The 15476-nt window shown below is 69.0% G+C and carries 11 protein-coding genes; 6 read left to right on the forward strand and 5 right to left on the reverse strand.

Features of this window, described 5'->3' with window-relative positions:
- From Q0W90_RS17230 to Q0W90_RS17240, 3 genes are all read right to left on the reverse strand, one after another.
- A partial coding sequence (locus Q0W90_RS17230; RefSeq protein ID WP_297775374.1) for a phosphoenolpyruvate carboxykinase (GTP) occupies nt 1–1074 on the reverse strand: 1074 nt, incomplete at its 3' end.
- 139 nt (nt 1075–1213) lie between these two features.
- Entirely contained in the window at nt 1214–2779 is a 1566-nt protein-coding gene (locus Q0W90_RS17235; RefSeq protein WP_297775376.1) for a hypothetical protein, read from the reverse strand.
- Nucleotides 2776–3873, reverse strand: coding sequence for a hypothetical protein (locus Q0W90_RS17240; protein ID WP_297596094.1), 1098 nt, complete (start codon nt 3871–3873; stop codon nt 2776–2778). Before Q0W90_RS17240 ends, Q0W90_RS17235 begins: the two co-directional genes overlap by 4 nt.
- 193 nt (nt 3874–4066) lie before the next feature.
- On the opposite strand from Q0W90_RS17240, the gene trmB reads away from it, so the two are divergent.
- The 3 genes from trmB to Q0W90_RS17255 are packed head-to-tail and all read left to right on the forward strand — an operon-like array spanning nt 4067 to nt 8497.
- Nucleotides 4067–4849 carry a tRNA (guanosine(46)-N7)-methyltransferase TrmB gene (gene trmB, locus Q0W90_RS17245; RefSeq protein WP_297699198.1) on the forward strand — a complete coding sequence of 261 codons (783 nt, stop codon included), beginning with the start codon at nt 4067–4069 and terminating at the stop codon, nt 4847–4849.
- Between the two features lie 14 nt (nt 4850–4863).
- Nucleotides 4864–5586, forward strand: coding sequence for an NYN domain-containing protein (locus tag Q0W90_RS17250; RefSeq protein WP_297775378.1), 723 nt, complete (start codon nt 4864–4866; stop codon nt 5584–5586).
- A 49-nt stretch (nt 5587–5635) separates the two neighbouring features.
- Complete coding sequence (locus Q0W90_RS17255) at nt 5636–8497, forward strand: MMPL family transporter (RefSeq protein WP_297699190.1); 2862 nt, start codon at nt 5636–5638, stop codon at nt 8495–8497.
- Between the two features lie 31 nt (nt 8498–8528).
- Here the strand turns inward: Q0W90_RS17255 and Q0W90_RS17260 are convergent, their stop codons facing one another.
- On the reverse strand, nt 8529–9677 hold the full coding sequence (locus tag Q0W90_RS17260) for an AI-2E family transporter (protein WP_297596102.1): 1149 nt from the start codon (nt 9675–9677) through the stop codon (nt 8529–8531).
- A gap of 167 nt (nt 9678–9844) precedes the next feature.
- Between Q0W90_RS17260 and Q0W90_RS17265 the strand changes: the two genes are divergently transcribed.
- Nucleotides 9845–11014 (forward strand): YbhN family protein, encoded by a 1170-nt coding sequence (locus Q0W90_RS17265; RefSeq protein ID WP_297596104.1) that lies wholly within the window; start codon nt 9845–9847, stop codon nt 11012–11014.
- Here the strand turns inward: Q0W90_RS17265 and Q0W90_RS17270 are convergent.
- Complete coding sequence (locus Q0W90_RS17270) at nt 11011–11550, reverse strand: hemophore (RefSeq protein WP_297699188.1); 540 nt, start codon at nt 11548–11550, stop codon at nt 11011–11013. The two genes, Q0W90_RS17265 and Q0W90_RS17270, sit on opposite strands and share 4 nt — an antisense overlap.
- Before the next feature lie 342 nt (nt 11551–11892).
- Here Q0W90_RS17270 and Q0W90_RS17275 point away from each other — a divergent pair, with 342 nt between their 5' ends.
- Both Q0W90_RS17275 and Q0W90_RS17280 read left to right on the forward strand, forming a co-directional pair.
- On the forward strand, nt 11893–14946 hold the full coding sequence (locus tag Q0W90_RS17275) for an MMPL family transporter (protein ID WP_297699186.1): 3054 nt from the start codon (nt 11893–11895) through the stop codon (nt 14944–14946).
- A partial coding sequence (locus Q0W90_RS17280) for an XRE family transcriptional regulator (RefSeq protein ID WP_297699184.1) occupies nt 14943–15476 on the forward strand: 534 nt, incomplete at its 3' end. The genes Q0W90_RS17275 and Q0W90_RS17280, both read left to right, overlap by 4 nt.

Consider the following 15476-nt stretch of genomic DNA (forward strand, 5'->3'; position numbering starts at 1 on the left):
GATGTCGCCGTCATCGGTGAACGCGACGTTGGTGAAGATGGAGTTGCCCTTGGCGATGGTGCGCATCGCGTTCGGGTTGGTGTGCCAGTCGGTGCCCGGCGCCACCCCGAAGAAACCGTTCTCCGGGTTCACCGCGTACATCCGGCCGTCCTCGCCGAACCGGATCCAGGCGATGTCGTCGCCGATCGTCTCGACCTTCCAGCCCGGCAGGGTGGGCTCGAGCATCGCGAGGTTCGTCTTGCCGCACGCCGACGGGAACGCCGCGGCGATGTAGTACGCCTTGTTCTCCGGCGAGATCAGCTTGAGGATCAGCATGTGCTCGGCGAGCCAGCCCTCGTCGTGGGCGATGGCCGACGCGATCCGCAGCGCGTAGCACTTCTTGCCCAGCAGCGCGTTGCCGCCGTAGCCCGAGCCGTAGCTCATGATCTCGCGGGTCTCCGGGAAGTGGGTGATGTACTTGGTGTCGTTGCACGGCCACGGCACGTCCTCTTTTTTAAGTCCCGCTTCGTCCTCCAGCGGCGCACCCACCGAGTGCAGCGCCTTGACGAAGAACCCGTCGTCGCCCATCTTCTCCAGGGCGGCCTTGCCCATCCGGGTCATCACCTTCATCGAGATGACGACGTACTCGGAGTCGGTGATCTCCACACCCAGCTTCGGGTCGTCGGCGCCCAGCGGACCCATGCAGAACGGCACCACCCACATGGTGCGGCCACGCATGCAGCCGCGGTACAGGTCCTTCATCGTGGACCGCATCTCGGACGGGTCCATCCAGTTGTTGGTCGGGCCGGCGTCGATCTCGCGCTCGGAACAGATGAAGGTCCGCGACTCCACCCGGGCCACGTCGGACGGGTCGGACAGCGCCAGGTAGGAGTTGGGACGCTTTTTCTCGTTCAGCTTCTTCAGCGTGCCGGCCTCGACCAGTTGGGTGGCCAGCCGGTTGAACTCCTCGTCGGAGCCGTCAGCGAAAACCACCCGGTCGGGCTGGGTGAGCTCGGCAACCTCCTGCACCCATGACAGCAGGCCCTGGTGGTTCGTGGGTGCTGTGTCCAAACCGGGAATGGTCGCTGAGGTCATCGAACTCTCCTGGATTCGTTGCGTATCGGGCTGGTGCTGCTCGGTATGCCGTCGCCCACATAATTAAGGACTTGGTGGCGTTAACTACAGGTTATCGTGAGGAGCTTGTCGGGGAGGTCTCGGGCAGGTATAAGCCTTCTCACAACAACGATTCAGAAGCTCCCAACGGGTCGCCATCTTCGCTCCTCGAAGCGGGTTTTTCAGTGTCCTCGCCGCCGACGTCGCCGGCTGGACTTTCAGCCGGTGGTATACCCGGTTCTCCGAGTTCCGCACGCACGGCCTGCAGCGCGGCGGCGACCGCGGGCATCTCGCGATCCCGCGCGGCCGCGGCCCGCGCGGCCGCCAGCGCGTGCTCGCGCAGTTCGGTGTCGATGACGCCGACGGCGGCCGACACCTGCGTGTTCTCGGCCTCGTCGTGGGCCAGCAACGCTTTGCTCAGCACCGCCTCGGCGACCAGCACCCGGGTGGCGACGAGTTCCTCGACCACCGACCGCAGCGAGGCGGTCGCGTCGCCCGCCCAGCGATCCAGCAACGCCCGATCGCGCAGCAGGCCGCGGATGTTGATCACCACGAAGGTGAGCGCCACCGAGATCACGACGCACACCACGGCCGCGACGACGGCCAGTGCGGGGTTGAGCCGCGAGACCACGCCGCTCATCAGCCGGCTCAGCGTGAGCGCCACCCCGAGTCCGAACCCGACGCCGAGCAGGATCATCAGCCAGGTTTCCTGGCGGTGCGACTTCAGCGGCGGCGCCGAGACGTCCACCTGCGGGAGCTTCTCGAGCCCAGGCAGGTCCATCGGCACACCCACCACCTGCGCGACGTCGGCCAGGTGCGTGTCGGTGCCGTCGCCGACCTCGGCCACCACCTCGTCGAGCCGGGCGCGCGTGTGCGCCTCGAAGCCGGACATGTCGCCCCGCGACAATCCGGCCGCGAGTTCCTGCAGTTCGGTGCGCGCCGTCGCGCACCGGTTACGCGCGGAGTGGGACAACTGCACCCGGGCCTGCTGGATCTGACCGCGCAGCGTGATGGTGCGTTCGCTTTTGGCCTGGCGTCGCTGCTGCAACGCGGTGCTGCGTTCTTCCCGCAGCGCCTCGACCCGTGCCCGCCGACCGGAGCCCTCGACGTCGCGGTCAATCCGCCGCATGACAGCCTGCAAGCGAGATTCCCACGCCCGCAACCTGTTTCGCTGCGCGAGGTCGGCGTCGTCGAGTTGCGCCGAGACGGTGTCGACGAGTTCGTCAACGTCCAGCTCACCCAGATCGGGCAGGGCCGCCGCACCCACCCAGGGCACCCGGCCGTAGCGGGGTGCGTGCGCGGCCAGGGCGGCGCGGTTGGCGGCGACGACCTCACGCCAGGTGCGGTGCACGTCGATCTTGGACACCACCCCCACCACCGCGTCGGTGTGCTCGGTCGCGGCTTCCAGCAGGGCGCAGTCGGAGGCCGTCAGGTGGGACGCCGCGGACACGACGAACACCACCGCCAACGGCACCTCGCCGGGTCCCAGGTCCGCCGACTCCACGAACTTGTGCTGCGGCAGCCGATCCCCCAGCGCCGCGGCCACGGAGCTCACCCCGGCCATCCACGGGCCGGTCACCAACACCACGTCGCGGCGGTGAACGGCCGGCGGATCCAAACCCGGCGCGGCCGCTGCCACCAACGCATCCACCTGCGCGACGGGATCGTTGTTTCCCTCGCCGCTCACCAGGATTCCCCCGGCAGTGACGCGCGGGCCTGCGACCACAGCCGCAGCGATCCGCGGGCGATGTCCGCGCCGCAGGTGCGGTGCAGTTCGCTCATCGAGGCGCGGCTGTAGCGCTGCCATCGCACCGCGCGGGGCAGGTGCGCGGACGGGTAGCGAGCCGCGTCGGCGAACCCGGAATCGTCCGCGTCCAACCCGGCGGCCTCGGCCAGGTCCACGGCCGCCGCCATCCGGGCGACCACCGTGTCGTCGCGGGACAGGAATCCGCCGATCTGCTCGCCCAGCCCGCCGCCGCCCACGGCCAGCGCCTCCAATTCCCCGACGGCCTCGAGCACCCGCCGGTAGCGAACCTCGGCGCCGAGCGCGCCGACCTTGCCCAGGACGGCGTCGACACCGCTCACCCGGCGCAGCAGGGTGAGCACTTGCGCCGGGGTCCTGCCCTGGCGGATGGCGGCGACGGCCAGCGCGGTGCCGAACAGATCCAGGGTGTCCAGCAAGCGCTGACGCACGCCGGTCGGCACCGGGGCGCCCGACCCCAGGAACCCGGCGAACGAGCCATCGAGGCACGCGGCGGCGCCGGGATGAGTGGCCAGCGCATGCAGCGCCGCCCACAGACCGTCATCCAGGCCGTCGAGCGCGACCGCCAGCAGTCCGATCATCGGCTCCAGGGGCACACCGACCAGCGCCGACAGATCGGCGCACCGCGCCCGCGCCGCCGCGATCGGCCCGTCGCCGCGGCCCGACAGCGAGCCCGTCAGATCGGCCTTGTTCAGCACCGCCACCACGGGGTGCTCGGCGGCCGCGAGGGCGTGGGCGTCCTCGGGCTTGATCACCTCCGCGACCACGTAGACCACCGCGTCGGCGCCGGGATCGGGCGCCGACGACGGCACCCCGAGGTCCGCCGAAATGCCCCACGCGGCGCCCGCCCGGTCCAGGGCGCGGGCCACCGTGCGACGACCGACCCCCGGACGGCCGCGAACGACCACGCGCAGGGGCGCGGCGGATCGCCGGGCGATCGCCGTCACGCGCGGGTCGACAACGCCGTCGGCAAAACGTGCCAGCTCGTCGACGAAACTCTGGTGTCCTGGTCCCCTCATATCCCGCCTGTTCGGTCCGAATGACCCGCCCGCCCGGCCGGCTCTGCCGCTACTGGGTGCAGCGCCGGCGCCGGGCGGTCCCACCGAATGGTGGCATCCACGTCACCAAGATGCGAGCCACCGTTTATCAGTTACCAGTTGAAGGCAACTGTTGGGTATCAATCCGGACCAGGGGCGGCTACATCCGGGGTTCATAGGCCACCATGGACAAATGCATGCGCAGCGCGGGGTGGCAATGCCCCCCGACACCCCGATTGGGGAATCGGGCGGCTCCGAGGCGCGCTATCTCCCGGCGACCGCGTTCCGGTCACGACGATCCGCCCTGTCCGATGCCCAGCGCCAGACCTGGGAACGGCGCTGGCCCGAACTCGGCCTGTCAGTGGGCGCTCCGGCCGGCGAACCCGACTGCGACGAACCGCCGCTCGACACCCGCTCGTGGTTCGGGCGCCAAGCACCGCTGGTGCTCGAAATCGGTTGCGGCAGCGGCATATCGACGCTGGCGATGGCCAAGGACGAGCCCGATGTCGATGTGATCGCGGTGGAGGTCTACCGGCGGGGGCTGGCGCAGTTGCTGTGCGCGATCGACCGCGACAACGTGAGCAACATCCGGTTGATCCGCGGCAACGCGCTCGACGTGCTGCAGCGGCTCATCGCCCCGGCCTCGCTGACCGGGGTCCGCGTCTTCTTCCCCGATCCGTGGCCCAAGGCGCGGCATCACAAACGCCGGTTCCTGCAGCCGGGCACGGTTGACTTGATCGCCGACCGGCTACTCCCTGGTGGTGTCCTGCACATTGCGACGGACCACGCCGGCTACGCCGAACACATCGCCGCCCTCGGCGCGGGCGCATCCGGGTTCCGTCGGGCGGACCCCGACGGCCGGCTGCCCATCTCGACCGTTCGCCCGACCACCAAGTACGAGACCAAAGCCCAAGAAGCGGGTAGCGCCGTCACCGAGTTCGTTTGGCTTAGACGATGAGTAGGCGATGAGTGATGAGCCTGACTGAAGCGACCGCCGCCGGAGCGGAACCCGTCGCGCCGCCGGCGGTGCTGTCCGGCGATGCCGTCGCGGCCCCGGGCGATTTCTCGCCTCCGGGCGGTCGCGTGTTGCTGGTCTGGGACGCCCCCAATCTCGACATGGGCCTGGGTTCGATCCTGGGCCGCCGCCCGACAGCGTTGGAGCGCCCGCGGTTCGACGCCCTGGGCCGCTGGCTGCTGTCCCGCACCGCCGAGGTCAGCGCCGAGAATCCGGGCGCCGTGGTCGAACCCGAGGCCACCGTGTTCACCAACATCGCGCCGGGCAGCGCCGACGTCGTCCGGCCCTGGGTGGACGCCCTTCGTAACGTGGGGTTCGCGGTGTTCGCCAAGCCGAAGATCGACGAGGACAGCGATGTCGACCGCGACATGCTGGCCCATATCGACCTGCGGCGCACCGAAGGGCTGGCGGCTCTGGTGGTGGCGTCGGCCGACGGCCAAGCGTTCCGTCAGCCGCTGGAGGAGATCGCCCGAACCGGAATCAGCGTCCAAGTGATCGGATTTCGCGAACAGGCGAGTTGGGCGCTAGCGTCGGATACCTTGGACTTCGTCGATCTGGAGGACATCGCCGGCGTCTTCCGGGAACCGTTGCCGCGGATCGGACTAGATTCGCTGCCTGATCAGGGAGCGTGGCTGCAGCCGTTCCGGCCGCTGTCAGCGCTGTTGACCGCGCGTGTGTGACACTGGAAAACCGGTGCGCGGGTCGTTGACGATCCAGTAAGGAGCTTGCGTGTTCGCCTGGTGGGGTCGAACTGTGTACCGGTATCGGTACATCGTGATCGGGGTCACGGTAGCTCTGTGTCTTCTCGGCGGCGTTTTCGGAATCAGCCTGGGCAAGCATGTTACACAGAGCGGCTTCTACGACGAAGGCAGTCAATCCGTCAGGGCCTCGGTGCTGGGGGATGAGACCTACGGCCGGGACCGCACCAGCCACGTGGTGGCGACGTTCACCACCCCCGACGGAAAGACGGTCGACGACCCGGCATGGCGGGACAAAGTCGTCGCCGAACTCAACAAGTTCAAGGCCGATCATCCCGACGAGGTCGTCGGCTGGGCGGGCTGGCTGGCCGCACCCAATAGCGACAACCCGCTCATCAAGGGCATGGTCAGCGAGGACAAGAAGCACACCTTCGTGTCCATTCCGCTCAAGGGCGACGACGACGACAGCATCCTCAACAACTACAAGGCCATCGCGCCGGACCTGCAGAAGCTCGGTGGCGGCAACGTGGAGCTGGCCGGCCTCGAGCCGATCGCCAACGCCCTGACCGGCACCATCGCCACCGACCAGCGCCGCATGGAGGTCCTCGCGGTGCCGCTGGTGGCGGTCGTGCTGTTCCTGGTGTTCGGCGGCGCGGTCGCCGCCGGCCTGCCGGCCATCGTGGGTGGGCTGAGCATCGCGGGCTCGCTGGGCATCCTGCGGCTGGTCGCCGCGTTCGGGCCGGTGCACTTCTTCGCCCAGCCGGTGGTCTCGCTGATCGGCCTGGGCATCGCGATCGACTACGGGCTTTTCGTGGTGAGCCGGTTCCGGGAGGAGATCGCCGAGGGCTACGACACCGAAGCCGCGGTGCGAAGAACGGTCATGACGGCCGGTCGCACCGTGACGTTCTCGGCGGTGCTGATCATCGCTTCGAGCGCCAGCCTGCTGGTGTTACCGCAGGGCTTCGTGCATTCGCTGACCTACGCAATCTTCGCGGCGGTGGGGCTCGCCGCGCTGCTGTCGATCACGTTCCTGCCCGCGTGCCTGGGCATCCTCGGTCGGCACGTCGACGCGCTGGGGGTGCGGACCGCGTTCCGGGTGCCGTTCCTGCGCAACTGGAAGTATTCGCGTGCCTACCTGAACTGGCTCGCCGACCGGCTGCAGAAGACGAAGACCCGCGAAGAGGTCGAGGCCGGCTTCTGGGGCAAGCTGGTCAACTGGGTGATGAAGCGGCCGCTGGCGTTCGCCATCCCGATCGCCGTCGGCATGATCTTGCTGGTCATTCCGCTGGGCAACCTGTCGTTCGGGGGCATGAGCGAGAAGTACCTCCCGCCCGACAATGCGGTACGCCTGGCGCAGGAACACTTCGACAAGCGATTCTCCGGCTACCGGACCGAGCAGTTGACGGTAGTGATCCAGAGCGACAACCACAGCAAGGTCACCGATCAGCAGGTGGCCGACATCCGCAACAGGATTTCGTCGATCGGTGGGTTCACCGACAAGCAATGGGAGGAGCGCGCCTGCCCGACCATCGCCGGCAACCCCTGCGTCGCGGGCCCGAACGGGACGACGGTGCCCAAGGACGGCTCGGTGCGGGTGATCCAGGACGGGCTGGTCAATAAGAATGACGCCGCCAAGAAGATCACCGAACTGCGGGCGGTGAACCCCCCGAAGGGGCTGAACATCTACGTCGGCGGCACGCCGGCGCTGGAACAGGACAGCATCCACAGCCTGTTCGACAAGGCTCCGCTGATGCTGGTGCTGTTGCTCGGCGCCACCATGCTGTTGATGTTCCTGGCGTTCGGCTCGGTGGTGTTGCCCGTCAAGGCCGCGGTGATGAGCGCGCTGACGCTGGGCTCCACGATGGGGATCCTGACCTGGATCTTCGTCGACGGCCACTTGTCGGGGGTGCTGAATTTCACGCCAACCCCGCTGATGGTGGTGGTGATCGCGCTGGTTGTCGCCGTCGGCTTCGGTCTGGCCACCGACTACGAGGTGTTCCTGGTCTCGCGCATGGTTGAGGCGCGCGAACGCGGCATGTCGACCGCCGAGGCCATCCGCATCGGCACCGCGACCACCGGGCGCCTGATCACGGCCGCCGCGCTGGTCCTGGCCGTGGTCGCCGGTTCGTTCGTGTTCTCCGATTTGGTGTTGATGAAGTATCTGGCGTTCGGTCTGATGGCGGCGCTGCTGCTGGACGCGACCGTCGTCCGGATGTTCCTGGTGCCGTCGGTGATGAAGTTGCTCGGCGACGACTGCTGGTGGGCGCCGCGCTGGGCCCGCCGGCTGCAGAACAAGATCGGGCTGGGCGAGATCGACCTGCCCGACGAGCGCAAGCGGCCGACGCTCAACGGGCGGCCCGCGCGGCCGCCGGTGGCGGCCAGCCTGGTCGCCGCGGCACCTCGCCCACCGCACGACCCCACCCATCCCGGCCCGCTGGAGCCGTCGCGCCCGGCGCACCCGGGGCCGGCCGCCCCGCCGGAGCCCAGGCCCGCGCAAGAACCGTCCTCGAGCACGACGACGACGCGATCCGGGGCGGACGACAGCGTGGACACCACCCGCATCCCGGCCCGGCCCAGTCAGCCGACCGAAGCCAAGACGACGCGGTTCTCGGCACAGGGCGCCCCTGCCCGGGACCGGCCGGCCGCACCAAAGGCGCCGCAGGCACCGCAGGCGCCGAAGCGGCCCCCGGCGCCGGCGACGCCGCCGTCCGGCGATCAGACGCGGGCCATCCCCGTCCCGGGCAACCGTCCCGACGACACCAACAGCGACGCCGCCGGCGAGCAGGTGAACCCGCGCGGCCAGGCCGAAAACGGAGACCCGGCGCGGCAGCGGCGCCGCTCCGGCGGCGGGCTGTCCGCGGCGGATCTGCTGCGGCGCGAGGGACGGCTATAGGGCAAGCGCTTCGGCGCCTGCTGAAGCTGTATCAGCCGGAGCCGTCCCCGGGTTTGTCCGGTTCGGCTTGCAGGATGGCGTTCGTCTCGTCCGCCTCCTCGGTCTGTTTTTCGGCTTCCGCCTCGGGATTCGGCGCCAGCAGCACCTGGAACGCGTTGTTGAGGAATGCGACCGTCGGGACGGCCAGCAGCGCGCCGACGATCCCGGCGAGCACGCCGCCGGTGGCAATGGCCAGCACCACGGCGAGCGGGTGAATCGAGACCGCGCGGCCCATCACCAGCGGTTGCAGCAGGTGGGCCTCGACCTGATTGACCGCGATCAACACACCCAGCGTCATGAGCGCGTACACGATGCCCTTGGCCAACAGGGCGACCACCACAGCCAGCAGGCCCGAAATCAGCGCACCGATCAGCGGGATGAAGGCACCCAGGAACACCAAGGAGGCCAGCGGCAGCGCCAGCGGGATGCCCATGATCGCCAAGCCGGCACCGACCCCGGCCGCGTCGGTCAGCGCCACCAGAAAGGTGGCCCGCACATACCCGATCAGCGACCCGTACCCGGCCTTGCCAGCCTCGTGCACCCGGGCGCGAACGTCCGACGGGATGACCTGGAGCACGTACTGCCAGATGTTGCGCCCGCCGTAGAGAAAGAAGATCAGCGTGAACAGCACCAGCACCGCCGCCGTGACCAGCTCGGTGACGGTAGCCGCGGTAGACAGTGCACCGCTGGTCAGCTTCGCCTGATTGTTGTGCAGCGCCTCGATCGCCGCGTTGCCCGCGCTGTCGATCTGTTCGCTGCGCAGATGCGTCGGCCCGTTGATCAGCCACCGGCGGGTCGACTCGATGCTCTGCGCCACCTGTTCGGTCAGACCGGGCAGACCGTCGATGAACTGCAGGATGACGAAGGCCAGGATGCCGCCCAGGATCGCGAAGCCGCCCAGCAACACCAACGCCACCGCGCCGCCACGGGGCAGGCCCCGTTGGTCCAGCCAGTCGACCACCGGCAGCAGCAACGCGCTCAACAGCAGCGCCACCAGCACCGGAACGACGATGATTTCCAGCTTCTGGATCACCCACAACAGGGCGACCGCGGCCGCCAGGATGACGAGCAACCGCCACGCCCAGGCTGCGGTCTTGCGTATGACGGGTTCAACCGAGGCGTCGTCGATGTTTGCTGACATCTGGCCAGCCTATCGGCCGCAAGGGGCGCTGGTGCCGCTCCGAACCCGTTCCGAGGCGCCTGCGGGTCGCCTGCAGCCGTCGGAGCCGGCACGATCCGGTCACGACGGCGACACAGTCGGCGGCGCGCAGCGATCGCGGCGCCACCTGCACCGTTACCCTAAATCACGTGTCGCACGACGCGCCCGCCCACCATCTCGACTTCCCGCGCGAACAAACCCCGCGCGGGAAGTACTGGTGGGTGCGGTGGGTCATCCTCGGCATGGTTGCCATCGTGCTTGCCGTCGAGGTTTCACTGGGCTGGGATCAGCTGGCCAAAGGCTGGATGAGCCTGTACGAGGCGAACTGGTGGTGGTTGCTCGCATCGGTGGTGGCGGCGGCCGCGTCGATGCACAGCTTTGCTCAGATCCAGCGCACCCTGCTCAGGTCGGCCGGGGTGCACGTCAAGCAATTGCGTTCGGAGGCCGCGTTCTATGCCGCCAACTCGCTGAGCACCACGCTGCCCGGCGGACCGGTGCTGTCGGCGACTTTCCTGTTTCGCCAGCAGCGGCTCTGGGGCGCCTCGACGGTGGTGGCGTCGTGGCAGCTGGTGATGTCGGGCGTGCTGCAGGCGGTGGGATTGGCTTTGCTCGGGTTGGGCGGGGCTTTCCTGCTCGGCGCGAAGAACAACCCGTTCTCGTTGCTGTTCACCCTCGGCGGTTTCGTCGCGCTGCTGCTCCTGGCGCAGGCCGTCGCTTCGCGGCCGGAGCTGATCGAGGGCATCGGCAGCCGGGTTCTGGCGTGGGTCAACTCGGTTCGCGGGCGGCCGGCGGACACCGGCCTGGACAAGTGGCGCGAGACGCTGAGGCAACTCGAATCGGTGAGCCTGGGCCGGCGCGACCTGGGGGTGGCGTTCGGGTGGTCGATGTTCAACTGGGTCGCCGACGTCGCCTGCCTCGGGTTCGCCGCCTACGCCGCAGGGGACCACGCGTCGGTGGCCGGGTTGACCGTCGCCTACGCGGCCGCCCGCGCGGTCGGCACCATCCCGCTGATGCCCGGCGGTCTGCTGGTCGTCGAGGCGGTGCTGGTGCCGGGGCTGGTCTCGAGTGGGATGTCGCTGTCGAGCGCGATCTCGGCCATGCTGATCTACCGGCTGATCAGCTGGCTGCTCATCGCCGCGGTCGGCTGGGTGGTGTTCTTCTTCGTGTTCCGCACCGAGAACGTCGCCGATTCGGACGACGATCCGATCACGGGTCCGCTTCCCATCGTGCAGCTGCCGAGCGACCCGTCCGCCGACCCGACCGAGACCGCCCTGCAGGGGCCGTTACCGCCCGATCGGAATCCGGAAACCGACAACTAGCCGACGGTGTTGCCGCGCGGCGGGCCCGGGAGCGGGTTGGTCGCGGCGGGAGGAGCCGGCAGCGGCGCGGCGGGAGGAGCGCCCGTCCCGCCCAGCGGCGAGACGCCCGACGGGTTACCGGGCAGCGCACCGGCCGCGCCCTGCGCCTGCTGCATCATGCCCATCGCCTGGGGAATCGAGATCGGCAGTTTGCACTGCAGCGACAGGTTGGTCAGCGGCTGCGCGATCGACGTCATATCGCCCGCGACCTTGGGGTTAGCGTCGAAATAGGACTTCAGCCCGTTCAACGACTGCGGCCCGGCCTGCTGCTGCATCATCGAGGTCATCGTCTGGTTGGTCTGCGGGTGCGAATCCAGGTAGTCACCCATCGACTTGGAGACCGAGCCGATCGTCCGGGCGAGCTCGCTGGCCGCGCACGGGTCGTTGGCGCCGGTCGCCGGCGGCCCGGCGAGCACCGCGAGGGCGGCACCGGGCACGGTGGCGGCGACGAGCCCGGCGAAGATTCTGCGACGCCGTCCAGCGCTGCCTGTCGTCATGAATAGCTCCTCACAGTTCGCGGCGGCCCGCCAAAAGTCGGCGCCTCGCAAACGGCCGCAATAGACGGCCCCACTGATCGCTGGGTCCCCCGCGTCCCCCGGGGCCCCGCCAGGCCAACCGACATCCTGCCATCGCCGATATAACCCCTGCCAGCCCCGAACTGCGTATGTGACCGAGATCCCGCTTGATCACCGGTTCACAACGACTTCGCAGCGTCTTGGCAACGACGCTGTCACCGCAGCTCAGGAACTAGATAAGCCCACATATAGCACAGTGTGCTGCGGTATCGTCGCCTGCACGCGTTATGCGAGAACCGGGGAGCGAGAAAAATCCAGCAGTTAATGATGCGCCTCAGCCGCAGCCTGCGTAAGTACCGCTGGTTGGTCTTCGCAGGCTGGTTGCTGGCATTGGTTCCGGCGGTCTACCTGGCGCTGACGCAGTCCGGAAACCTCACCGGCGGGGGTTTCGACGTGGCCGGTTCCCAGTCGCTGGCGGTCCACGACCAGCTCGAGGAGCTCTACCACGACCAGGGCGGATCGTCGCTGGCGCTGGTGGCCGCCCCTCGCGCCGACGCCAGCTACCAGGACATGAACGACGCGGTGGCACAGTTGAGGCGGCTCGCCGCCGAGATCCCGGGCACCGCGGAGATCCCCAACCCCGCCCAGCGGCCGCCGCAACCCGACCGGCCGTACGTGTTGTCGGTGCGGCTGGATTCCCGTAACACGAGCGACGTCGCCAAGAAGCTGCGCACGAAGGTGGGCATCAAGGGCGATCAACCCGGGCAGACCGCGAATGGGCGGGTGCGGCTCTACGTCATCGGGCAGGGCGCGCTGAGCGCCGCCGCGGCCGCCAACACCAAGCACGACATCGCCGCCGCCGAGAAGTGGAATCTGCCGGTCATCCTGATCGTCCTGCTCGCCGTATTCGGGTCACTGGCCGCCGCGGCGATCCCGCTTGCGCTGGGCATCTGCACGGTCGTGGTGACCATGGGCCTGGTTTACCTGCTGTCCGCCTACACCACCATGTCGGTGTTCGTGACCTCGACGGTGTCCATGTTCGGGATCGCGCTCGCGGTGGACTATTCGCTGTTCATTTTGATGCGCTTCCGGGAGGAACTGCGGACCGGACGTCAGCCCCGCGAGGCCGTCGACGCCGCGATGGCCACCTCCGGACTGGCCGTGGTGTTGTCCGGGGCGACCGTCATCGCCTCCCTCACCGGGATCTACGTGATCAACACCCCGGCGCTGAAATCGATGGCCACCGGCGCGATCCTGGCCGTCGCGGTGGCGATGCTGACCTCGACGACCCTGACGCCGGCGGCGCTGGCCACGTTCGGGCGGGCGGCCGCCAAGCGGTCGGGCTTCCTGCACTGGTCGCGGCGGCCCGAAAGCACCCAGTCGCGGTTCTGGAACCGGTGGATCGGGTGGGTGATGCGCCGGCCGTGGATGTCCGCGCTGGCGGCATCGTTGGTGCTGCTCCTCATGGCCGCGCCCGCGGCGTCGATGGTGTTGGGCAACAGCCTGTTACGCCAGTTCGACTCGTCCCACGAAATCCGCGCCGGGGTCGGCGCGGCGGCCCAGGCGCTCGGTCCGGGCGCGCTGGGCCCGATCCGGGTGCTGATCAACTTCCCCGAGGGCGGGGCGGCCTCACCCGAACACAGCCACACCGTCGGCGCGGTCCGGCAGCGGATGGCGCAGGCGCCGAACATCGTGTCGGTGTCGCCTCCCCAATTCGCCGAGGACAACGGCAGCGCCCTGCTGTCCGCGGTGTTGTCGGTGGATCCCGAGGACATGCGGGCCCGCGAAGCCGTGGGCTGGATGCGCGCCCAGCTGCCGAAGGTCCCCGAGCTCGGAACGGCACGCGTGGAGGTCGGCGGCCCGACCGCGTTGATCAAGGACTTCGACGACCAGGTGTCCAAGACCGAGCCGCTGGTGCTGGCGATCGTCGCGCTGATCGCGTTCGTGATGCTGCTGGTCTCCGTTCACTCGGTGTTCTTGGCGCTCAAGGGCGTCCTGATGACGCTGCTGTCGGTCGCGGCCGCCTACGGCAGCCTGGTGATGGTGTTCCAGTGGGGGTGGCTGAAGGATCTGGGCTTCGCCCAGATCAGCTCGATCGACAGCACCGTTCCCCCGCTGGTGCTCGCGATGACCTTCGGGTTGTCGATGGACTACGAGATCTTCCTGCTCGCCCGCATCCGGGAGCGGTTCCTGCACTCCGGTAACACCCGTGACGCGGTCGCGTACGGCGTCAGCACCAGCGCCCGCACCATCACCAGCGCGGCGCTGATCATGATCGCGGTGTTCATCGGCTTCGCGTTCGCCGGTATGCCGCTGGTGGCCGAGATCGGTGTGGCGTGCGCGGTCGCGATCGCCGTGGACGCCACCGTGGTGCGGCTAGTGATGGTTCCGGCGTTGATGGCGATGTTCGCCCAGTGGAACTGGTGGCTGCCGCCGTGGCTGTCCCGCGTTCTGCCGTCGGTCGACTTCGACAGGCCGCTGCCGGAGGTCGACCTCGGCGACGTCGTGGTCATCCCCGACGACATCTCGGCGCTGGTGGCACCCAATGCCGACCTGCGGATGGTGCTCAAGTCCGCGGCCAAGCTCAAGCACCTGGCGCCCGACGCGATCTGCGTGACCGATCCGCTGGCCTTCAGTGGCTGCGGGCGCAACGCCGGACAGACATCGGCGGCCCCTGATGACGATCAGACCCGCGGCCTGGGGCCCGGGCAGATCCCGCACCAGGTCGCCCTGAGCGAGGCGAAGCTCGCGGTCGGGGTGGCCCCGGGGGAGAAGAAGACCACCAACGGCCATGGCAACGGTTCGCCGGGCGCCAAAAAGCTGGTCGGCGGGCTGACGTCGCGCAACGGCATCGCCAAAGCCATCGCGGGGGCGCAACGGCCGGTTCACCCGGTGACGCTGTGGCGGGGTCGGCTCTCGGTCGCGATCGACGCCCTCGAGACGGACCCGGATGCCGAGCAGGCGGGGGCCACCGACCGGCCGAGGTACGCGCGGCGCAGCCCGGTGGAGACCACCAACGTGCAGCTGCCCACCGGCGACCGGTTGCTGGTCCCGACCGGCGCGGAGACCCTGCGTCTCAAGGGCTACCTGATCATGTGCCGTAACAGTCGCCGCGATTATGCCGACTTCGCAGACATGGTCGATTCGTTGGAGCCCGAGACCGCCGCGGTGGTGCTGGCAGGAATGGACAGGTATTACTGTTGTGGATCATCCAGGCGGCAATGGATCGCCACCCAGTTGGTCCGTCGACTCGCCGATCCCGATCCGTGCGACTACCCGGAAGACCAGGGGCCGGAAGCCGATGCCAACTCGGACTGGGAGGGGATCAGGGAGCGCTGCCTGTCCGTGGCGGTGGCGATGCTGGAGGAGGCGAGGTGACGTTGGCACCAGACCGACGCCCCCCACCACCGCCCCGCCGGCCGGCCGCTGAGCAGCGCAACCGCGGTAATGGGCCGTCCGGATCCGTTCCGGACCTCGACCAGCCGGTGGAGTTCTGGCCGACCGCCGCCATCCGTTCCGCCCTGCAGGGCGGCGACATCGCCACTTGGAAGCGCATCGCAGGCGCGTTGAAGCGCGACCCGTACGGGCGCACCGCCCGCCAGGTCGAAGAGGTCCTCGAAGGCACCCGGCCCTACGGCATCGCCAAGGCGCTGTGGGAGGTGCTCGAGCGCGCCCGCGCCCACCTGGACGCCAACGAGCGCGCCGAAGTGGCTCGCCACGTGCGGCTGCTGATCGACCGATCGGGCCTGGCCCAGCAGGAATTCGCATCCCGCATCGGGGTCAGCGCCGAGGAGCTGGGCGGCTATCTCGACGGCAGCACCAGCCCGACGGCCGCGCTGATGATCCGGATCCGCCGATTGTCGGATCGGTTCGTCAAGGTGAACTCCGAAGGCTCGGCCGACTCCAAC

The sequence above is a fragment of the Mycobacterium sp. genome (genome assembly GCF_025933915.1).
Lineage (GTDB): Bacteria > Actinomycetota > Actinomycetes > Mycobacteriales > Mycobacteriaceae > Mycobacterium.